The 20,574-nt window shown below is 65.3% G+C and carries 22 protein-coding genes; 15 read left to right on the forward strand and 7 right to left on the reverse strand.

The genetic code is table 11. The features are described 5' to 3' along the window. Positions 1 to 79: 79 nt before the first annotated feature. Positions 80 to 520 carry an ion channel gene (locus RHPLAN_RS36430; protein WP_068029438.1) on the reverse strand — a complete coding sequence of 147 codons (441 nt, stop codon included), beginning with the start codon at positions 518 to 520 and terminating at the stop codon, positions 80 to 82. A 190-nt stretch (positions 521 to 710) separates the two neighbouring features. Here RHPLAN_RS36430 and RHPLAN_RS36435 point away from each other — a divergent pair, with 190 nt between their 5' ends. Both RHPLAN_RS36435 and RHPLAN_RS36440 read left to right on the forward strand, forming a co-directional pair. After that, entirely contained in the window at positions 711 to 2,546 is a 1,836-nt protein-coding gene (locus tag RHPLAN_RS36435) for an IlvD/Edd family dehydratase (RefSeq protein WP_068029441.1), read from the forward strand. A gap of 38 nt (positions 2,547 to 2,584) precedes the next feature. After that, complete coding sequence (locus RHPLAN_RS36440; protein WP_068029444.1) at positions 2,585 to 3,724, forward strand: DUF2252 family protein; 1,140 nt, start codon at positions 2,585 to 2,587, stop codon at positions 3,722 to 3,724. A gap of 9 nt (positions 3,725 to 3,733) precedes the next feature. Here the strand turns inward: RHPLAN_RS36440 and RHPLAN_RS36445 are convergent, their stop codons facing one another. Next, the gene (locus RHPLAN_RS36445; RefSeq protein WP_068029447.1) at positions 3,734 to 4,444 is read right to left on the reverse strand and encodes a transporter substrate-binding domain-containing protein; all 711 of its coding nucleotides are present in this window, start codon (positions 4,442 to 4,444) and stop codon (positions 3,734 to 3,736) included. Between the two features lie 130 nt (positions 4,445 to 4,574). Further along, positions 4,575 to 5,636, reverse strand: a complete 1,062-nt coding sequence (locus RHPLAN_RS36450) for an alpha-hydroxy acid oxidase (RefSeq protein ID WP_084246280.1) — start codon at positions 5,634 to 5,636, stop codon at positions 4,575 to 4,577. 122 nt (positions 5,637 to 5,758) lie between these two features. Here RHPLAN_RS36450 and RHPLAN_RS36455 point away from each other — a divergent pair, with 122 nt between their 5' ends. Genes RHPLAN_RS36455 through RHPLAN_RS36480 form a run of 6 tightly spaced genes read left to right on the forward strand, consistent with a single transcriptional unit; the run spans position 5,759 to position 11,228 of the window. Continuing rightward, a complete protein-coding gene (locus RHPLAN_RS36455) occupies positions 5,759 to 6,607 on the forward strand; it encodes an isocitrate lyase/PEP mutase family protein (protein WP_068032407.1) in 849 nt (282 codons plus the stop codon). Further along, complete coding sequence (locus tag RHPLAN_RS36460) at positions 6,598 to 7,278, forward strand: GNAT family N-acetyltransferase (protein ID WP_068029454.1); 681 nt, start codon at positions 6,598 to 6,600, stop codon at positions 7,276 to 7,278. Before RHPLAN_RS36455 ends, RHPLAN_RS36460 begins: the two co-directional genes overlap by 10 nt. 30 nt (positions 7,279 to 7,308) lie before the next feature. Then, entirely contained in the window at positions 7,309 to 8,292 is a 984-nt protein-coding gene (gene denD / locus RHPLAN_RS36465; RefSeq protein WP_068029457.1) for a D-erythronate dehydrogenase, read from the forward strand. Positions 8,293 to 8,312: 20 nt separating this feature from the next. Then, positions 8,313 to 9,281 carry a Bug family tripartite tricarboxylate transporter substrate binding protein gene (locus tag RHPLAN_RS36470; RefSeq protein WP_068029460.1) on the forward strand — a complete coding sequence of 323 codons (969 nt, stop codon included), beginning with the start codon at positions 8,313 to 8,315 and terminating at the stop codon, positions 9,279 to 9,281. Then, positions 9,281 to 9,994 carry a DNA/RNA nuclease SfsA gene (gene sfsA, locus RHPLAN_RS36475; protein ID WP_068029463.1) on the forward strand — a complete coding sequence of 238 codons (714 nt, stop codon included), beginning with the start codon at positions 9,281 to 9,283 and terminating at the stop codon, positions 9,992 to 9,994. Before RHPLAN_RS36470 ends, sfsA begins: the two co-directional genes overlap by 1 nt. Before the next feature lie 7 nt (positions 9,995 to 10,001). Next, positions 10,002 to 11,228 carry a CaiB/BaiF CoA transferase family protein gene (locus tag RHPLAN_RS36480; protein WP_068029466.1) on the forward strand — a complete coding sequence of 409 codons (1,227 nt, stop codon included), beginning with the start codon at positions 10,002 to 10,004 and terminating at the stop codon, positions 11,226 to 11,228. A gap of 159 nt (positions 11,229 to 11,387) precedes the next feature. Here RHPLAN_RS36480 and RHPLAN_RS36485 read toward each other — a convergent pair whose 3' ends face one another. Continuing rightward, positions 11,388 to 12,296: a pirin family protein gene (locus tag RHPLAN_RS36485; protein WP_068032410.1), complete on the reverse strand. Its 909-nt coding sequence runs from the start codon at positions 12,294 to 12,296 to the stop codon at positions 11,388 to 11,390. A 77-nt stretch (positions 12,297 to 12,373) separates the two neighbouring features. Next, positions 12,374 to 12,943, reverse strand: a complete 570-nt coding sequence (locus RHPLAN_RS36490; protein WP_068029469.1) for an NADPH-dependent FMN reductase — start codon at positions 12,941 to 12,943, stop codon at positions 12,374 to 12,376. 52 nt (positions 12,944 to 12,995) lie between these two features. Here RHPLAN_RS36490 and RHPLAN_RS36495 point away from each other — a divergent pair, with 52 nt between their 5' ends. The 7 genes from RHPLAN_RS36495 to RHPLAN_RS36525 all read left to right on the forward strand — a co-directional run bounded on the left by RHPLAN_RS36495 (position 12,996) and on the right by RHPLAN_RS36525 (position 18,819). Continuing rightward, the gene (locus tag RHPLAN_RS36495; protein WP_068029474.1) at positions 12,996 to 13,406 is read left to right on the forward strand and encodes a winged helix-turn-helix transcriptional regulator; all 411 of its coding nucleotides are present in this window, start codon (positions 12,996 to 12,998) and stop codon (positions 13,404 to 13,406) included. Further along, complete coding sequence (locus tag RHPLAN_RS36500; protein ID WP_068029476.1) at positions 13,403 to 14,308, forward strand: alpha/beta hydrolase; 906 nt, start codon at positions 13,403 to 13,405, stop codon at positions 14,306 to 14,308. Before RHPLAN_RS36495 ends, RHPLAN_RS36500 begins: the two co-directional genes overlap by 4 nt. 69 nt (positions 14,309 to 14,377) lie before the next feature. Continuing rightward, positions 14,378 to 15,202, forward strand: coding sequence for a type I methionyl aminopeptidase (gene map, locus RHPLAN_RS36505; protein ID WP_068029478.1), 825 nt, complete (start codon positions 14,378 to 14,380; stop codon positions 15,200 to 15,202). 81 nt (positions 15,203 to 15,283) lie between these two features. Further along, positions 15,284 to 16,027, forward strand: a complete 744-nt coding sequence (gene radC / locus RHPLAN_RS36510; protein WP_068029481.1) for a RadC family protein — start codon at positions 15,284 to 15,286, stop codon at positions 16,025 to 16,027. 99 nt (positions 16,028 to 16,126) lie between these two features. After that, entirely contained in the window at positions 16,127 to 16,867 is a 741-nt protein-coding gene (locus tag RHPLAN_RS36515) for a metallophosphoesterase family protein (protein ID WP_068029483.1), read from the forward strand. A gap of 17 nt (positions 16,868 to 16,884) precedes the next feature. Then, complete coding sequence (locus tag RHPLAN_RS36520; RefSeq protein WP_068029486.1) at positions 16,885 to 18,300, forward strand: bifunctional serine/threonine-protein kinase/universal stress protein; 1,416 nt, start codon at positions 16,885 to 16,887, stop codon at positions 18,298 to 18,300. 84 nt (positions 18,301 to 18,384) lie between these two features. Then, the gene (locus tag RHPLAN_RS36525; protein ID WP_068029489.1) at positions 18,385 to 18,819 is read left to right on the forward strand and encodes a RidA family protein; all 435 of its coding nucleotides are present in this window, start codon (positions 18,385 to 18,387) and stop codon (positions 18,817 to 18,819) included. A gap of 6 nt (positions 18,820 to 18,825) precedes the next feature. On the opposite strand, the gene RHPLAN_RS36530 is transcribed toward RHPLAN_RS36525, so the two are convergent. Together RHPLAN_RS36530 and RHPLAN_RS36535 are read right to left on the reverse strand one after the other, a co-directional pair. Further along, positions 18,826 to 19,794 carry a Bug family tripartite tricarboxylate transporter substrate binding protein gene (locus RHPLAN_RS36530; RefSeq protein ID WP_084246282.1) on the reverse strand — a complete coding sequence of 323 codons (969 nt, stop codon included), beginning with the start codon at positions 19,792 to 19,794 and terminating at the stop codon, positions 18,826 to 18,828. A gap of 90 nt (positions 19,795 to 19,884) precedes the next feature. After that, the gene (locus RHPLAN_RS36535; RefSeq protein WP_068029494.1) at positions 19,885 to 20,559 is read right to left on the reverse strand and encodes a TetR/AcrR family transcriptional regulator; all 675 of its coding nucleotides are present in this window, start codon (positions 20,557 to 20,559) and stop codon (positions 19,885 to 19,887) included. Between the last annotated feature and the right edge of the window lie 15 nt (positions 20,560 to 20,574).

Below are 20,574 nucleotides of genomic sequence, written 5' to 3' on the forward strand. Positions count from 1 at the left end.
AATCCTCAAGCGTTTCTTGATGCGCTTTGGCGGTTTTCGCCGGTTCGGGCCGGTATTAGCCCCCTCGCCCCGGCGTCCGTCAACTGGAGGAATCCTTACGGGCGACCTGGACATCGGCCATCTTCATGACCTCGAAAATGATGGCGACAGACCAGCCGATCAGAAGCAACCCGTTGAGGGCGGTGATCGGCCCGATCAGGCGGAAGCGGCCTCCCGGCACCGCATCGCCGTAGCCCAGCGCGGTGTAATTCTCGAAGGCGAATTCGAACGCACTGGCTTTCTCGGTCTCGATCCCATTCAAGGCGTAGAACGATGCCCACACAGCGATCTCGACGGTGTGGGCGATCATCAGCGCGACCATGGTGATCATCAGCAGGGCACTGACCCGCGCAAAGACATGAAGGTCGTCAGTCGCAGCCGCCGTGTGCCGCGCCGCAACGACGACAATGCCGGTGATGATGGCGTGCAGGCCAAAATTGACGAGGCTGACCAGGCCGCCGGCCAGCAGTTGATAGAACATCGGTCCCCCCTTTCCCCGGCCGCGAGTTTCAAAGGATTCGGCCCTTAAAATCAAACAGCGCCTTGCGACGCTTCACCATCGACCTCATCCTGAGGAGCGGGCGCAGCCCGCGTCTCGAAGGATGGGGTCGATGGCCACCTCATCCTTCGAGACGCGCTTCGCGCTCCTCAGGATGAGGTGGAGGAAGAGCATGGCCAAGAAGCAAAACAACAAACAGAACAAGAAGCAGAAAACGCTGGCACCCAAGGGCCGCACGCTGCGCTCACAGCTCTGGTTCGACAATCCCGAGAACCCGGGCATGACGGCGCTCTATCTCGAGCGCTATCTGAACTTCGGGCTGACCGGCGCGGAACTGCGCTCCGGCAAGCCGATCGTCGGCATCGCACAGACCGGCTCGGACCTGTCGCCCTGCAACCGGCATCATCTCGAATTGGCCAAGCGCGTCCGCGACGGCATTCGCGACGCAGGCGGCATCGCCTTCGAGTTTCCGTGTCATCCGATCCAGGAGACCGGCAAGCGCCCGACCGCGGCGCTCGATCGCAACCTCGCTTATCTGTCGCTGGTCGAGGTGCTGTACGGCTATCCGCTCGACGGCGTCGTGCTGATGACCGGCTGCGACAAGACCACGCCGGCCTGCCTGATGGCGGCCGCGACCGTGAACATCCCGGCCATCGTTCTCTCCGGCGGGCCGATGCTGAACGGCTGGTGGAAGGGCATGCGCGCGGGCTCCGGCACCGTGGTGTGGAAGGCGCGCGAGGAGTTGGCGGCGGGCCGCATCGACAATCAGGAGTTCATGGAGATCGCAGCGGCGTCCGCCCCCTCAGTGGGCCATTGCAACACCATGGGCACGGCCTCGACCATGAATGCGCTCGCCGAGGCGCTCGGCATGTCGCTGCCGGGCTGCGCCGCGATCCCCGCGCCGTACCGCGAACGCGCCCAGATCGCCTATGACACCGGTGTCCGCGCGGTCGGGATCGTGCACGAGGATTTGCGGCCGTCCGACATCCTCACCCGAAAGGCCTTCGAGAATTGCATCGTCGCCAATTCAGCCATCGGCGGATCGACCAATGCGCCGATCCATATCAACGCCATCGCGCGCCATGTCGGCGTGACGCTTTCCATCGATGAATGGGAGACGATCGGCTACGACGTGCCGCTGCTCGTCAACATGCAGCCGGCCGGCGAGTATCTCGGCGAGGAGTACTTCCGCGCCGGCGGCCTGCCGGCGGTGATGAACGAGTTGCTCAAGGCCAGGCGCATCCATGGCGATGCGATGACCATCAACGGCAAGACCATGGCGCAGAACGTCAAAGGCGCGAAGGTTGCCGATCCGGATGTCATCAAGCCCTACGCCAAACCGATGAAGAAGCAGGCCGGCTTCAAGGTGCTCAAAGGCAATCTGTTTGACTCGGCGATCATGAAGACCAGCGTGATCTCGGACGATTTCCGCGGACGCTTTCTTTCCGATCCGAAGGACCCCAATGCCTTCGAGGGCCGCGCCGTGGTTTTCGAGGGGCCGGAGGACTATCACCTGCGCATCGACGATCCGTCGCTGAAGATCGACGAGCGCACGCTGCTGTTCGTGCGCGGCGTCGGCGCGATCGGCTATCCCGGCTCGGCCGAAGTCGTGAACATGCAGCCGCCGGCGCGGCTGATCAAACAAGGCATCACGTCGTTGCCTTGCATCGGCGACGGCCGACAGTCCGGCACCTCGGGCTCGCCGTCGGTTCTCAACGCTTCGCCAGAGGCCGCGGCGGGCGGCGGACTGGCGCTGCTTCGCACCGGGGACCGGGTGCGGATCGACCTCAACAGGGGCACGGCCGACATTCTGGTGTCGAAGGCCGAGCTCACCAAGCGAAGGAAAACATTGGAACGCGACGGCGGCTATCGTTTTCCGTCAAGCCAGACGCCGTGGCAGGAAATCCAGCGTGCCATCGTCGATCAGCTGGCCGATGGCATGGTGCTCCGGCCTGCGGTAAAGTACCAAAGGGTGGCGCAGACCAGTGAGCCGAGAGACAACCATTGAGTCTCCTGCACTGAGGGAGAGCGTATTGCTCAAATCCCATGGCGAAATCCAATTTCGAGCCTGACTTCCGCAAGGCGAATGCGGCCTACGAGCGCTGGCTGAGCGATGCATTGGACGGCGAGATTGTCGCCGCCGACCTGCGCGCCAAGCACGAGAAGATGGCGAGCGGAGCGTTTCCGTTTCTGCGCGCAACCTACTGGCGCTGGGCCGAGACCATCCTCGAGGTCTGCCCGAAGCTTCGCAGCGCGCCGCGGGTGCTGGCGGTCGGCGACATCCATCTCGAAAACTACGGCATGTGGCGTGACGACGACGGCCGGCTGGTCTGGGGCGTCAACGATTTCGACGAGGCCGCGCCGATGCCCTACGCGCTCGATCTGGTGCGACTCGCGACCAGCGCCGCACTGGCGCGACCGTCGCGCCAGTATCGCAACCAGGACACCTGCACCTTCATCCTCGAAGGCTATCGCAGGGGCTTGAACGATCCGCGGCCGTTCGTGCTCGACGAGGAGCACGCAGCGCTGCGGAGCCTGTTCGTTGTCGACGAGAAAGACCGCGCCAAGTTCTGGACCAAGGTCCGGGCCCAGAGAAATTCAGCGAAGCGGCCGCCCAAACCCTATCGCCGCGCCATCGCGGCGGCGATGCCCGAGAAAAACCTCGAGATCCAGAAGTTCTATCCGCGCCAGGCCGGCACCGGCAGCCTCGGACGGCAACGCTGGGTCGGCGTCGCCGACTGGCACGACGGCCTTGTGTTGCGCGAGGCCAAGGCATTGGTGCCATCGGGCTGGGTGCGCGCCCACGGCGGCAAGTCGCAGCGGATTCTTCATGTGCAGGAAATTGCCAACGGCCGCTATCGCGCGCCGGACCCATGGTACGCGGCGGATGACGAGCTGGTGGTGCGCAGGCTTTCGCCCAACACCCGCAAGATCGAGGTCGCCGAGGAGCCCGAAGAGCTGCTCAATCCGCGCATGCTGCGCGCCATGGGCCATGAGCTCGCCAACATCCATCTCGGCACTGGCGATCATCGCCGCGCGATCGAGAGCGACATCGCCAAGCGCCGCGAGGGCTGGCTGCATCGCTCGACCACGCGGGCGGCGGCCTTTGTCAAAGAGGAATTTGAGGCGTGGCGCGGCAAGCCAACGCGCAGCCCAAAGCGACCGAAACGGCAGCCGCGCCGCTAGCGTTGCTCGTTACGGCGCGACCGTCAGGTGCTGCAGACCGGCGCGATCGAAAGCCGAGCGCACCACGCCGGAGCTCTTCGCCTTCTCCAGGAAAGTGCTCACATAGGCCAACGCGGCGGGCCGCGCTCGCGGCACCGCAATGGCCACGCCGGTGAACTGAAAGCCGCCCTCGACGATGCGCGAGCCGGGCAGCTTCGCAACGAACGGCGGCAGCGAGTCGCGCGACAGCGCAAAGGCATCCGCCTTGCCACCGGTCAGCATCTCCACGGCGTCGCCGATCGACTGCGCCGCCATGATCGTGGTTTTGGTCAGCGAACGCGCCGCCGCGCGGATCGTGGTGGTGTTGGCGATGCCGACCACGCGAATGCCGGGCTGGTCGACGTCGCCCACTTTGTGCAGGTCCGACGCCTCCGTGACCATGTAGGTGCTCTCGACCAGGAAATAGACCGGGCCGAAATCGATGCGCTTCTTGCGCTCGTCGTCGACCGGCATGAACGACACGTCGATCCGCCCGGCCTCGAGTGCGTCGACCAGTTCGCCGGTGTTCGGCGCCACCACGAATTCAGCCTCGACACCAAGCTCCTTTGCAAGCTCATTGCCGAGATCGACCGTGACGCCATGAACCGTGCCGTCCTTGGCCTTGACCACGAACAGCGGCGACGGCGACGGCGCGAAGGCCACACCGACTCGGAGCTTACCGGTGGAGATGAGTTCTTTCATCGTGGTTCGATCTCTCCGCTGTCATTCCGGGGCCGGCCGAAGGCCGGAACCCGGAATCCAGACGAATAGCCGGAATGTGTAACTGGATTCCGGGTTCGGCGCTATCGCGCCGCCCCGGAACGACCCGTGGCTAGGCCTTCACCAAATCCGGCGTCAACGCCGCCAAGTTTGCCGCGCCGCAAAGCTGCATGGCCCGAACCATCTCGTCGCGCAAGTGCGTCAGCACCGCCGCAGCGCCGTCGGCGCCGCTCACCGACAGGCCCCACAGCGGCGGCCGGCCGACCAGCACGGCGCGGGCGCCGAGCGCCAGCGCCTTGACGATGTCGGTGCCGCGACGGATGCCGCCGTCGACATAGACCTCGGCGTTCACGCCCACCGCGGCCACCACCTCTGCAACAACCTCGGCGGTCGTGACGGTGGTGTCGAGATGGCGGCCGCCATGATTCGACACCATGATACCCTTCACGCCGCAGTCGACGCAGCGCCGCGCGTCGTCGCCGCGCAGCACGCCCTTGACCACCACTGGCATGGCGCAACGCTTCACCAGCCATTCGAGGTCGGAGAAATTGGTCGGAAACATCACGACGCCCTTGCGATCGACGTCATAGGCGGTTTGCGAGATCGGCTGACCGACCATGTTGACGCTGCGGATGTCGGGCGAAGGAATAACCGGGGTCCGATAGGCGCGCGGGCTCCAGCCCGGCACCGGCTGATCGACTGTCAGCACCAGCGCCTTGAAGCCTGCCTTGACGCAACGGTCGAGCAATGCGCCGGTCGCCTCGCGGTCGGGCTGCATGTAGAGCTGGAACCATTGCGGCGCCGAGCCGCGCTCCTTCGCGACATCCTCGACCAGCGTCGCACCGCTGGTCGACATCACATAGAGCGCGCCGGCCGAGGCCGAGCCGCGCGCCGTGGCGCGCTCGCCCTCGGCGTGAAACAGATGATGCCGCCCGGTTGGCGCCACCATGATCGGCGTGTCGACCTTGGCGCCGAGCAGCGTCACAGATGTGTCGATCTCGACGATGTCGCGCAACACGCGCGGCCGCAATTTCAGCGCGCGCCACGCCGCGATGTTTTCCTTGGCGGTGATTTCGTCGTCGGCGCCGGTGTCGCAGAACACCCAGGATTCCGGGCGCATGACCCGACGCGCCTCGCGCTCCAGCGCATCGAGATCGACGCAATCCACCAGCATTCCTCACCCCGTTTGTTCCCGACCCGTTATCACCCTGGGTCATGATTGCATCACGGAAATGCGCTGTCCGGCCGCGAAGCGCCGTGGCAGCATTCGTCATCTCCATCCGCCGGGAGTTTTCCATGCCGTCCGCCCGTCCGTCTACCGCCGACAAGCGCAAGACCTTTCGCGAGTTGCACCGGAGCGGCTGCTTCGTCATTCCCAATCCGTGGAATGTCGGCAGCGCGCGTTACCTTCAAGGCCTGGGCTTTAAGGCACTGGCCACCACCAGCGCCGGCCACGCCCATGCGATGGGCTATCCCGACGGCGCGCAATCCCGCGACGAAGTGCTGGCACATTACAAGGAGCTCGCGGCCGCAACCGACGTGCCGCTCAACGCCGATTTCGAGAACGGCTTCGCCGACGATCCGGATACCGTCGCCGAGAACGTGACGCGCTGCATCGCGACCGGCGTGGCCGGACTGTCGATCGAGGACTCGCCGCAGCACGGCCAGTTCCCGCTCTACGACTTCGACCTGGCGCTGGCCCGCGGGAAGGCGGCGCGCGCCGCCATCGACAAGGCGGGTGGCGACGTGGTGTTCACGGCGCGCACCGAGGGCTTCATCCGCGGCCGGCCCGATCTCGACGAGACCATCCGCCGGCTGAAGGCGTTCGCCGACGCCGGCGCCGACTGCCTCTACTCGCCGGGCATCAAGACGCGCGAGCAGATCGAGGCGACCGTGAAAGCGGTCGGCGGCAAGCCGATCAACTTCCTCAACAGCGGCGCCTTCGGCTTCACGGTGAGCGATCTCGCCGGCATGGGCGTGCGAAGGATCAGCGTCGGCGGCACGCTGTCGCGCGTCGCCATGGATGCATTCGTCAAATCGGCCAAGGCGATCGCGACCGACGGCAAGTTCGACAGCTTCGCCGGCACCATCAGCAACCAGGAGCTCAACGCTTTCTTCTCGAACGACCGGAAGACATGGTCGTGAACGAAGGGCTTCCGGTCGGCGAAGCAGTCGACGCCACGCCCGCGCCGATGCCCGGCGCGGTCACACTCAAGGGCCGCTACGGATCGGTCGAGCGGCTCGATGCGGCGAAGCACAGCCCATCGCTGTGGGCCGCAATGGCCGGCCACGACCCCATCTGGACCTATATCTTTGTAACCAGCCCATCCGATGAAGCCGCCTTCCGCAGCACCATCGCGGAATACGAGCGCCACAGAGAGCGGATTTTCTACGCGGTCGTCGACGACAAAGGCGCCGCGCTGGGCATCCTTTCGCTGATGGAAATCCGCCCGGCGATGCGCGTCATCGAGGTGGGCAACATCGTCTACGCGCCGGCTCTGCAGCGCACGCCGCTCGGCACCGAGGCGCAATATCTGATCGCGCGCTATGCGATCGAGACACTGGGTTACCGGCGCTACGAGTGGAAATGCGACAGCCTGAACGCGCCGTCAAGGCGCGCCGCTGCGCGCTACGGCTTCACCTATGAGGGCACCTTTCGGCAGCACATGATCGTCAAGGGCCGGAACCGCGACACCGCCTGGTTCTCGATCCTCGACAGCGAATGGCCGGCGCGGAGGGCCGCGTTCGAGCGCTGGCTCACGCCGGAAAATTTCGATAGCAATGGAAGGCAGAAAGCCAAGCTCGGCGAAGCATGAAGCGCCGGGAGAAGCGTCAGGGAGGCGCCCATGCATGTCCTGATCACCGGTGCTGCTGGCATGATCGGCCGCAAGCTCACCGAGCAGCTGATCACCGATCGCGAGCTGATGAGCCAGCCGGTCGAAAAGCTGACCCTGCTGGATGTGGTGGCGCCGGCGCGCCCCGCGGGCTTTTCCGACCATGTGAAGACCCGCGCCGCGGACTTGGCCGAACCGGGCGTCGCCGAAAAGGCGATCTCCGAGCGGCCGGAGGTGATCTTTCATCTGGCCGGCGTGGTGTCCGGCGAAGCCGAGCTCGATTTCGACAAAGGCTATCGCGTCAATCTCGATGGCGGCCGGGCGCTGCTGGAAGCCATCCGCAACGCGGGTGACGGCTACAAGCCCCGCGTGGTGTTTTCGTCGTCGATGGCGGTCTATGGCGCGCCCTTCCCAAACGCCATCCCGGACGATTTCAACCTCACGCCGCTCACGTCCTACGGCACGCAGAAGGCGATCATCGAGCTGATGCTCGCCGACTACACGCGGCGCGGCATTCTCGAAGGCGTCGGCATCCGGTTGCCCTCGATCGTGGTGCGGCCCGGCAAACCGAACAAGGCCGCGTCGGGCTTCTTCTCCGGCATTATCCGCGAGCCGCTGGCCGGAATGGAAGCCCTGCTGCCGGTCGCCGAAAGCGTGGTGCACACGCATGCAAGCCCGCGTTCGGCGGTGGGCTTCCTCATTCATGGCGCGGAGCTGCCGCGCGAGCAGATCGAGCCGCACATCAACCTCACCATGCCGGGCGTGTGCTGCACGGTCGGCGAGCAGATCGAGGCGCTGCGGCGCGTCGCGGGCGACAAGGTCGCCTCCCGCATCCGCCGCGAGCCCGATCCGCTGGTGGTGCGCATCGTCGACGGCTGGCCGCAGCGGCTTGCGGGCGAGCGGGCCACCGCGCTCGGCTTTACCGTCGAGCGGACGTTTGACGAGATCATCCGCGTGCACATCGACGAAGACCTGGGCGGCAAGTTCGTGAACTAGAGCTGGTCCGGAGGCGTACCATGCTGGTTCGGTTCATCGCCGTCGCAATCACTTCCATCGCGATCGTCACGTCCGCGGCTGCGCAATCCGGTTCTTTCCCGGACAAAAGCATCAAGGTCATCGTGCCGTTTGCAGCCGGCGGCGGCATCGATGTGATGGCGCGGCTCTATGCCGAGAAAGCCAAGGACAAGCTTGGCGTGCCGATCATCGTCGAGAACCGTCCCGGCGCAAGCGCCACCATCGGCGGACAGGCCGTGCATCAATCAGCGCCGGACGGCTATACGCTGCTGTTCGTGCCGATCACCCACGTGATGGCCAATGTGGTGCTGAAATCCGTGCCTTACGACGCGGTGAACGATTTCACGCCGGTGGCGCGCGTGGGGGAAGGTCCGCTGCTCGTCGTGATGTCACCCAAGATGCCGCAGAAGTCACTCGCGGCAGTCGCGGCGGCGGCGCGCGAGAAGCCATCGGACTGGACCGTCGCGACCTCCGGCCTCGGTTCGGCCGGTCACATCGCTTCGATCGCCCTTCGCGAGGCGGCCAAAGCCGATCTGACCATCACGCCCTATCGCGGCACGGCACCGGCGCTGACCGATATCATGGGCGGTCACATCCAGCTTCTGATCGATTCGGTCATCACGCTGCTGCCGCCCGCGCGCGACGGCAAGGTCAAGGCCCTGGCCATCACGTCGCCGAAACGAAGCTCGCTGGCGCCGGAGATTCCGACCGCCGCGGAAAGCGGCATGCCGAGCCTCGCGTTCGGCTCATGGTTCGGCTTCTTCGGTCCGAAGGGCATGCCGCCCGATGTGGTGGCGAGGCTCAACACCATCTTCAACGAAACCAGCCAGAAGCTTGCGGCCGAAAACCGTCTGACGGAGCTTGGCGTCGAGCCGGTGGCCGAGACGCCGGAGCAGTTTGGGCGTTTCATCCGCACCCAGGTCGCGCTCGGCACCAAGCTGCTGCAGAGCGCAGGCTTCAAGCCGGAATAATGCGGTTCTCAGCGCCCCTCATCCCGGCCACGCTCGTCAAGCGCTACAAGCGTTTCCTCGCCGACGTGGTGCTGCCGGACGGCTCGACGATCACCGCTCATGTCGCCAATCCCGGCGCGATGATCGGCCTCGCCGAGCCGGGCTCGCGGGTGTGGCTGTCGAAGTCGGACAATCCGAAGCGCAAGCTGTCGCACAGTTGGGAATTGATCGAGGTGGATTTCGGCGGCGGACGGGAATTGGTCGGCGTCAACACCGGTCATCCCAATCCGCTTGTGGGAGCGGCGCTCGCGGTTGGCGCCCTGCCCGAGTTGAGCGGCTACGACAACATCCGCCGCGAGGTGAAGTACGGCAAGAATTCCCGGGTGGATTTCCTGCTGGAAAGCGCGACGAAGCCACTGTGCTACGTTGAAATCAAGAACGTGCACATGATGCGCAGGACGGGCCTCGCCGAATTTCCCGACGCCAAGACCGAGCGCGGCGCCAAGCATCTGGAAGAGCTCGGTGACATGGTGGAGCAAGGCGCCCGCGCCGTGATGCTGTACCTGATCCAGATCGGCTCGGCGAAGTCGTTCAAGCTCGCGCGCGACATCGATCCGAAATACGGCGCGGCGTTCGATCGCGCGCGCAAGCGCGGCGTCGAGGCGGTCGCCTGGAAATGCCGGATCGAAGAGGGTGGCATCGAGATCGACAGCCCCGTCCCGATCGACGAATAATGGTCGCATGACGGATCCCGAAACCCAGCCGATCCGCTTCGATCCCAACGTCCGCGGCCCGCTGAACGGCGTCCGCGTGCTCGACCTGTCGCGGCTGGTCGCCGGCAACATGGTCTCGCTGCAACTCGGCGATTTCGGCGCCGACGTCATCAAAGTGGAGCCGCCGTCGGGCGATCCGCTGCGGGACTGGCGCGACGGCGGCAAGTCGCTGCACTGGAAGACCTATGCGCGCAACAAGCGCTCGATCGTTCTCGACCTGCGAAAGGATGCCGCGAAGAATGCGCTGCTGCGGTTGGTCGCGAATGCCGACGTGTTCATCGAGAACTACCGGCCGGGCACGCTGGAAGAGATGGCGCTCGGCCCCGACGTGTTGCACAAGGCCAACCCGAATCTGATCATCGTGCGCGTGTCGGGCTTCGGCCAGACCGGACCTTATGCAGAATTGCCGGGCTTCGGCACGCTGGTGGAGGCGATGAGCGGCTTTGCGACGCGCACCGGATTTCCGGACCGCGAGCCGGTGCTGCCGCCGCTCGCGCTCGCCGACATGATCGCGGGGCTCTACGGCGCGTTCGCCACGGTGACGGCGCTGCGCGCCCGCGACAACGGCGCAACGCGCGGTCAGGTGATCGACCTTTCGCTCCTGGAGTCGATCTTTTCGGTGCTGGGCCCCGAAGCCGCGATCTATGCGCAGACCGGCGCCGTCAAGGAGCGCGTCGGCAGCGCCTCCAACACCTCGTCGCCGCGCAATGTCTACCGCTGCGCCGACGGTCATTACGTCGCGCTATCCGGCTCGACCCAGGCGATGGCGATGCGCCTGTTCGAGACCATCGGCCGCGCCGACATGATCAATGACCCGCGCTTCGCCACCAACAGCGATCGGGTCAAGCACCGCCCGCTGGTCGACGAGGCGGTCGGCGCGTGGTTCGCAACGCGTACGCGCGACGAAGCATTGAGGCTGATGCGTGAGGCGAGCGTCACGGTCGGGCCGGTCTACACGATCGCGGACGCGGTGGATGATCCGCATTTCCGCGGACGCGGCATCATCGTCGATGTGGAGGATCGGGATCTGGGCCAGGTGCCGATGCACAACATCGTGCCGCGGCTATCACAGACGCCGGGCACCTGGCAGAAGCCAGCACCGGAGCTCGGCGAGCACACGGATGCGATTCTGAGTGAGGCAGGCTTCGACCGCGGGGCGATCGCAGCACTTCGCGAGAGCGGCGCTGCTGCGTGAGGGCACCGTAACGTTGCGCTCGGCGGTGCCTCCCCAACCCTCCCCCGCATGCGGGGGAGGGAGCGAGAGGCCGTGCCCGCCTTACATCATCAAATGCGATAGCCCCGCCGCAAGCGGGAAGAGGGAGCGCACCGCTGACGCGGCGCGCTCCTCTTTTAGTTACTGCTTCTTGATGAACGTGCCGTTGCGCAGCTCGCTCACCGCCTGCTGCAACTCGGCCTGGGTGTTCATCACGATCGGCCCGTACCAGGCGACCGGCTCCTCGATCGGCTTGCCTGACACCAGGAGGAAGCGCACGCCCTCTTCGCCGGCCTGCACCGTGACCTCGTCGCCACGGTCGAACACGATCAACGAGCGGTTGCCGGTCTGCTCGCGCACCTTGATCTCCTGGCCGTCGACCTCCTTCTCGGTCAGAATGCCGAACGGCTTCGACGCGGACACGAAGGCGCCCGAGCCCGCGAAGATGTAGGCGAAGGCGTGCCGGTCGACCTCGACCTTGAAGGTCTTGCGCTTGCCGGGTGCTACCGAGATGTCGAGATAGCGCGGATCGGCGGCGACACCCTCGACCGGGCCCTTCTTGCCCCAGAAGTCGCCGGTGATGATCCGCACCTTGGTGCCGTCATCATCGATCACCTCCGGAATGTCGGCGGCCTTGATGTCCTGATAACGCGGCGCCGTCATCTTGAACGCGCGCGGCAGGTTGGCCCAGAGCTGGAAGCCGTGCATGCGGCCCTGCGTGTCGCCGCGCGGCATCTCCTGATGCATGATGCCGCTGCCCGCGGTCATCCACTGCACGTCGCCTGCACCGAGCGTGCCCTTGTTGCCGAGGCTATCGCCGTGATCGACCTCGCCAGCGAGCACGTAAGTGATCGTCTCGATGCCGCGATGCGGATGCCACGGGAAACCGGCGGAATACTCCTCCGGATTGTCGTTGCGGAAATCATCCAGCAGCAGGAACGGATCGAACTCCTTGGTGTCGCCGAAGCCGAAGGCGCGCCGCAGATGCACGCCCGCGCCTTCGAGCGTGGGCTTGGACTGGATGATCTTCTTGACGGGACGGATGGACATGATGTTTTGCCTTTCCGGAATGGCCCCGAAGGCAGCCATTCCATCTGCGTTGATTGTACTGCGTCTTGCTGCCGGGCTTATGCGGCTTTCGCGGCCGGGACCGCGAGCTTGCCGACCAGCACGGCGAACTGATCGAGGAAACCTTTCAGGAATCCCCGGGTGCCTTCGTCGGTGACGACGTCGTTGGCATCAATCAGGCCTTGCTTGAACTGGAGGTAGGCTTCGCCGCCCGAGAGCACAACGCCTTGGGCGCCGAGGATATGACGAAGGTGCTGCTGCGCCAACGCCGTGCTGATCGCGCCCTGCGCGGCCCCCGTCACCGCCCCGACCTTGCCGGTCCAAGAGTTCTTGCCCCACGGCCGCGAACCCCAGTCGATGGCGTTTTTCAGAACCGCCGGGATCGACCGGTTGTGCTCGGGAGTGACGAACAGCACACCGTCAGCCTCCGCGAGCTCGGCCTTGAAGCGAACGACGCTCGGCGGGAGATTGCTCTCATGGTCCTGGTTGTAGAGCGGCAGATCGTCGATTTGCACGAACTTGAAATCGAACTTGTCGGAACCGAGCTTCGCCAGCGCCTGGGCGAACTTGCGGTTGATGGACTCGCGGCGGTTGCTGCCGACGATGACGGCGATCTTGAAAGCGGCCATGGCGATGTTACCTTTCGGTACGAAGTTACGGGTTTATACCGAGGCTAGATAAATGACTGTGCGGGCCAAGCAAGAAGGCACAAAACCGATACCGGGTAACCTCCATGTGCCCGACGAGTGCCGGGCGGTCAGCGAGGTGCTGGCCCACATCGGCGACAAATGGACCATTCTGGTGGTCAACGAGCTCGGCAACGGCCCGCGGCGTTTCAACGAGATCCGGCGGGCGCTCGGCAGCATCTCGCAGCGCATGCTGACGTTGACCTTGCGCAACCTGGAACGCGACGGCCTCGTCACTCGAACCGTGTTCCCGACCATCCCGCCCAAGGTCGAATATGAATTGACCGGGCTCGGCCGCTCGCTGCTGGTGCCGGTCAGCGGCATCGGGCTCTGGGCGCGGCAGAACCGCGCTGCAATCGAGGCCGCGCGCAAGCGCTTCGACGCCACGGCTGACGCCGCACGATGAGCCTGCGCGCCGAATTGCTGCGGCTCGCGCTGCGCGCCGGCTTCAAACAGGAATACGGCGCCGAGGTGGACATCGCGCGCCTTCGCGGTCGCCTGGAAAAATTCGCGTATCTCGCCCCGTCCCCACCGAGGGGCACGGTGGCGACCAAACTCACCATCGGCGGCGTGCCGGCCATCCGCGTCGCCACGCGACATTCGCGTGCGGACCGTCACGTGCTGTACTTGCACGGCGGCGCCTATGTGTATGGCCGGCCCGCGCACTACCGCGATTTCATCTGGCGCATCGCTAATGCGGCCGACGCCACCGTGCACGTGCTCGACTACCGGCTCGGGCCGGAGCATCGGTTTCCCGCCGCGGTGGAGGACGCCGCCGCGGCCTATCGCGCGCTGCTTGCCGGGGGCGTCGAGCCCAGGCGGCTCGCCGTGATGGGCGACTCGGCCGGCGGCGGGCTCACCTTCGCAACGCTGCTGAAACTCCGCGACGAACGCGATCCGATGCCGGCGGCAGCCGTGGCCCTGTCGCCTTGGACCGATCTCACGCTGACGAGCGACTCAAGCGTCCGTTTCGATGAGGCTGATCCGATGCTCAGTGTCGGCCCTGCCAGGCTGTTTGCCCGCTGGTATCTCGGTGATGCCGATCCGAAGCACCCTTATGCGTCGCCGCTGTTCGGCGATCCGACGGGCCTGCCGCCCTCGCTCATCCAGGTCGGCAGTGACGAGCTCTTGCTCGACGACGCGGTGCAGTTGGGCGAACGGATGCGCAAGGCCGGGGTCGACGCGGAGGTCGAAGTCTGGCCGCGCATGCCGCATGTCTGGCAGCTGTTCGCGCGCGTGCTGCCGGAGGGACAGCGGGCGGTCCGCCGGATTGGCGAATTTCTGCGTGAAAAGCTCGATATAAATTGATCGGACTGCGGGAACCGCGGCGCTGCCGCGCGCTTGCTTTGCGGGCCACAGCCCTTAAATTCTGCCTCCATGAATTACGTCGAAGCCGCCACCGCCCCGCTCCGCAAAACCGGCCAGATCAAGCTCCACGGCAAGGAAGCCTTCGAGGGCATGCGCAAGGCCGGCCGGCTTACGGCCGACTGCCTCGACATGCTGACCCAATACGTCCAGCCCGGCGTGCCGACCGACAAGATCGACCGGCTGGTCGCGGAGTTCGCCCGGGACCACAAGGCCCTGCCCGCGACGCTGATGTATCGCGGCTACCGGAAGTCGACCTGCACGTCGATCAATCACGTGGTTTGCCACGGCATCCCGAACGACAAGCCGCTCAAGGAGGGCGACATCGTCAACATCGACGTGACGCTGATCCTCAACGGCTGGCACGGCGATTCGAGCCGGATGTATCCGGTCGGTGAAATTCCACGCCGCGCCGAGCGGCTGATCGAGGTCACCTACGATGCGATGATGCGCGGCATCAACGTCATCAAGCCGGGCGCCACCACCGGCGACATCGGCGCCGCGATCCAGACCTTCGTCGAAGCGCAGCACATGAGCGTGGTGCGCGACTTCTGTGGCCACGGCCTCGGCCGGCTGTTTCACGACGAGCCGAACATCGTCCACGTCGGCCGCCCGAGCGAGGGCATCGTGTTGCGGCCCGGCATGTTCTTTACGGTCGAGCCGATGATCAATCTCGGCCGCCCGCATGTGAAAGTGCTCTCCGACGGCTGGACCGCGGTGACGCGCGACCGCTCGCTGTCGGCGCAGTTCGAGCACACGGTGGGCGTGACCCAGGCTGGCGTGGAGATCTTCACGACTTCAGCCAAGGGCATGGACAAGCCGCCGTACCAGCTCTGAGTGCGGGCGCTCGCTTCTTCGCGGTTGCAAAGCTTTCGGGCTGCCCTCATCCTGACCGCTCAAGCAGCGTTTGGGCGATGAATGCCGGTCAGGACCTCCAGCAACAAGACCTCCAGCAGTTCTAACGGGACCGGGGACGAGCCGTCCGCGGCAAAGCCGCACTATCACGGCCATCGCGAGCGGCTGCGCAACCGCTTCCGGGAGGCCGGCGCCGCGGCGCTGAGCGACTATGAGCTTCTCGAACTCATTCTGTTCCGCACCATCCCGCAGAAGGACACCAAGCCGATCGCCAAGGACCTGATCGCCAAGTTCGGCTCGTTCGCCGAAGTTCTGGCCGCGCCGCCGCGGCGATTGGAAGAGGTCAAGGGCGTCAAGGAAGCGACCAGCACCGATCTCAAGATTATCCACGCAGCGGCGGGCCTCATGACGCACGGCGCGGTCAAGAAGCGGCCGGTGCTGTCGTCGTGGAACGCGGTTCTGGACTACTGCCGCACCACCATGGCGTTCGAGGACAAGGAGTTGTTCGGCATCATCTTCCTCGACAAGCGCAACCAAGTGATCCGCGACGAAATCCAGCAGAAGGGCACGGTTGATCACACACCAGTCTATCCGCGCGAGGTGGTCAAGCGCGCGCTGGAACTCAGCGCCACGGCCATCATCCTGGTGCACAATCATCCGAGCGGAGACCCCACGCCGAGCCGTGCGGACATCACGATGACGCAGCAGATCGTCGAGATCGCCGAGCCGCTCGGCGTCCTGGTGCATGACCACATCATCGTCGGCAAGAACGGGCATGCGAGCCTGAAAGAGCTCAAGCTGATATGAAGTACGGGCCGCGGCAGGCGCCGGCAGGGCCGCGCCGTTGATCGAGATCAATGCGGACGCGTCGGCACGAGTGATCGTAAAATCAGACCGGGTTTTGCCGTGCTGATCGCATTCTTCGCAGACATTCACGCCAACAGACAGGCCTTTGCGGCCTGCCTCGACCAAGCGCGCGGACGCGGCGCCGAGCGTTTCGTACTGCTAGGCGATTATGTCGGCTACGGCGCCGACCCCGAATGGACGGTCGAGATCGCAATGGAGCTCGTCAGGCTTGGCGCGCCCGCCGTGCGCGGCAATCACGATAGTGCGGTCAGCAATCTCCATGAAACGATGAATGTCGAAGCGCAGATGGCTATGGAATGGACCCGTGGGCAGCTCGGCGTGGCGCAGCGCCTGTTCCTCCAGCAACTGCCGCTGACGTGCAACGACGGCGATCGCCTCTATGTGCATTCCGAAGCGAACAAGCCTGCGGCCTGGAAATACGTGATGGACAGCGCCGACGCCGCGCACAGCATCATGGCGACGACAGCACATCTGACGTTTTGCGGCCATACCCACCGGCCGGCGCTCTACACCATGTCGGCCACGGGCAAGACCACGTCGTTTGTGCCGACGACCGACTGTCCGGTCCATATCCTGCCGGGCCGTCGCTGGCTTGCCGTGCTGGGCGCGGTGGGCCAACCGCGCGACGGCAATCCCGCTGCCGCCTATACGATGTTCGACACCGACCGGCAGGAGTTGACCTATTGCCGCGCGCCCTACGACGTCGAGCGCGCCGCGGAACGAATCCGGAGCCAGGGCCTGCCGCCGTGGCTTGCCGACCGCCTGCTCGTTGGGAAGTGAGCATGGGACAGTAAGGCATGGTCAAGCCCTCCCTGACCGAAGGCACGATCATCGACGGCTTCTGCCTCAAGGAGTGCGTCCATGTCGGCGGCATGGCGTCGCTATGGCGGGTGACGCGCGCCGGCACCGACATGCCGACGCTGATGAAGGTGCCACGCATCGGCGAAGGCGAGGATCCCGCCGCGGTCGTGAGCTTCGAGATGGAGCAGATGATCATGCCGCTGCTCGCAGGCGCCCACGTGCCGAAGTTCGTGGCGGCCGGCGACTTCGCGGTGCAGCCCTATATCGTGATGGAGTACATTCCGGGAGCGACACTGATCAAGCGTCTGCCCCAACTGCCGCTGCCGTATCACGAGGTCGCCGACATCGGCGCGAAGATCGCCGCCGCGCTCAACGACCTGCACCGGCAGCACGTGATTCATCTCGACGTCAAGCCGAGCAACCTCCTGTTCCGGCCGAGCGGCGAGGCGGTGCTGATCGACTTCGGTCTGGCGCACCACGACCGCCTGCCCGATCTGATGCAGGAGGAGTTTCGCGTTCCGTTCGGCACGGCGCCCTACATGGCGCCCGAGCAACTGCTCGGCGTCCGCACCGATTTGCGGAGCGATCTGTTTGCACTGGGCGTGCTGCTTTACTTCTTCTCCACCGGCGTCCGACCGTTCGGCGAGAGCGAGACCATGCGTGGCATGCGCAGGCGCCTCTGGCGCGACCCAGCGCCGCCGCGCCAGCTCAGACCCGACTATCCGGTCTGGCTGCAGGAGATCGTGCTGCACTGTCTCGAGATCGAGCCGGCCTGGCGGCAGCCGACCGCGGCCCAGCTTGCGTTCGAATTGAGTCACCCCGCGGAGGTCAAGCTGACGCAGCGATCGGAGCGCCTCAGACGCGATCCGTGGTCCACGGTGCTGCGGCGGCGCTTCAACAGCGATATCCGAACCTCCATGACCGCGGCGGCGACCGCTACCAGCCTGGCCAAGGCGCCGATCGTGGCGGTGGCGGTGGACGTCACGGACGGCACCGCGGCGATCAACGAGGCGCTCCGCACCACCACGGCGCGGCTGCTCGCGACCATGCCCTTGGCGCGGCTCGCCTGCCTCTCGGTGATCCGGCAAAATCGCATCGCGCTCGACACCACGCTGGACGAACAGGGCCACAACAAGCAGATCGATCGGCTTGTGGAGCTTAAAGCCTGGGCCGCGCCTCTGAAGCTCGACAGCGGACGCGTGACTTCCCATGTGCTCGAAGGAACCGACCCGGCCGCGGCTATCCTCGAATTCGCGAACGCCAACTGCGTCGCTCACATCCTGATAGGGGCGCGGCAGGATTCGCTGATGCGCCATCTGCTCGGCAGCGTGTCGGCGAAGGTCGCAGCGGAAGCCGGGTGCAGCGTCACGGTGGTCCGCACGGCGCGGATGGAAGACTCTGATCCTTCGTGATCGCCCGGTGCACGAGCATCGTCCTATTGCAGGTGCGCAGCGCGATCCCTAGCCTGACTTCGACTGCAAGATGGAGCAGCATGCATGGACAGCGCAACGAATATCGCGGGATCGCGCTCACCCAATGGGGCGAAAACACTGACGCCCGAGGGCGCCATCAAGCCGACCGGACCTTGGGCGCTAGGCAGCCGCGCGGGCGATTTCGTTTTCGTCGCCGGCATGCGCGGCATCGATCCTGCAACCAACGCGCTGGTGCCGGGCGACGCGGCGCGCATCCGGCAGGCGTTCCTGAACATGAAGCTGATCGCCGAATCCGAAGGCGCGGGCCTGCGCGATTGCGTGCGCATCGTCGTCTACGTGATCGACATGCTTCGGCTTCGGCCGATCGTGAACAAGGTGCAGGAAGAGTTATGGGGCGGACCGCCTTATCCGCCGCGCACCATCGTCGAGGTCAGCCGTCTCAACCAGGACGACGTCATGGAGGTGGAAGGCACCTTCCACGCGCCGGTGAGGACGTAGACGTCGTCACTCGATGCTTGCACCGGCCTCGTGAACGACACGGCCCCATTTCTCGACCTCCTGCCGGAGAAAGCCATCCATCCATTCCGCGGTGGCGTGCTCGGGCGGCGGAGGCACCGCGCCGACCTGCTCGATCTTTTTCCGCACATCCGGGTCCATCAATGCCGCGTTGAGCGCCGCGTTGGCGCGCGCGATGACCGGTTGCGGCGTTTTGGGCGGAGCAACGATCGCGGTCCAACCCGCGACCTTGAAATTCGGCAGCCCCGCTTCATCGGAGCTCGGAACATCGGGCACAGCAGCCAGGCGCGTCGGTTGGGCCACGACGAGTCCGCGGATGGTGCCGGCGGCCATATGGGGGACGACATTGGGCGCGGCGTCGCAGATGCCGTCGATCTCGCCGCTCAGGAGATCCTGCATGGCCGGCGCCGTGCCGCGATAGGCGATGTGAGTGAGCTTCACGCCAGCAAGATTCTCCAGATAGAGGCAAGTCAGATGCGAATTGGAGCCGAAGCCCGCATTGCCGACCTTGACCTGCTGGGGGTTGGCTCTGGCGTAAGCGATGAAGTCCTGAAGTGTCCTCGCGGGAAAGCGATTGTTCACGACGAGAAAATTCGGCGTCTCGGCGATCATGCCGACCGACACGAACTCCCGCGGGTCATATTTGTTCGTCTTGTAGAGCGCGAAGCCCGCGGCAAGGTTGCCAAGGTTGCCGACGAGCAGCGTGTGGCCGTCCGGATCGGCCTTCGCGACGCGGGCCGAGCCCGTCGTACCGCCGGCGCCCGTGACATTCTCGATCAAGACCGGCTGACCGAGCGAATGCGTCATGGCGTCGACGACAAAGCGCGCCAGCACGTCGTTGGGGCCGCCGGCCGCGAATGGCACGACGATCGTCACAGGATGGGTCGGGTACTCCGAGCCATCGGCCACCGACGCGATCAGCAGCAACGATGCAGCCAATAAAAATTTCCTGAACATCACGGTCCTCCTGCGGAGGACTTAGACGAATGAGTTATTAGCCGCCTCCTTCGACCGAAGGACGCGTTGCCAACTTCGACGAAAAGAAATTCAGCGTCTGGTCAAAGTCTCGGGCTTCGCACCCCAGCCCGCCATGCACAGCCGCAGCGCGCGCTCCAGCCGCGCCATGCCATCGGCAAGATTGAGCGTCTTGCCCAGGAGCCAGCGGCGCAGCTCGACCTGGAACACGCAGAACGCCACCCAGCCGGCGAGGTCCGGTTCATCGGTGACGCGGAGCGCACCGCGCTCGACCGCAATCTCCACGATCCGGCCGACAGCGCGGATGTTGCGCTCGCGCGTTTCCTGGAAGCGGCTGGCCTGACGCCCGGCGTCATAGAACGTCATCTCGCGCAGCAGGAGCCGCGACAGCTCGGGCTGCTTGGCGAAGAACCGGTAGTGGTGACGGAAGAAGCTGAGCAGATTGTCGAGGCAGGATGCATCCTCGCGCAGTGCCAGCTCGGCCTTGCGCGACACCTCGTCGAGGTCGTCGTTGGCGATCAGGAACAACAGATCTCGCTTGTTCTCCGCGTAAGTAAACACCGTGCCAATGCCGACGCCGGCGCGCAGCGCGATCTCGCGCGTGGTGGCGTCGTCGTAGCCCTTCTCGATGAACAGCTCGCGGGCGGCCTCCCGGATCCGCCGGAGCTTGTCGATCTTGTTCTGCTCGCGAAGGCCCGAGAAAGGGACGGATTGAGGCGGACGCGGACTTCGCTGCACGGACGGCATGCGGCCGGTTGACTC

Origin of the sequence: Rhodoplanes sp. Z2-YC6860 (assembly GCF_001579845.1) — a bacterium.
GTDB lineage: Bacteria > Pseudomonadota > Alphaproteobacteria > Rhizobiales > Xanthobacteraceae > Z2-YC6860.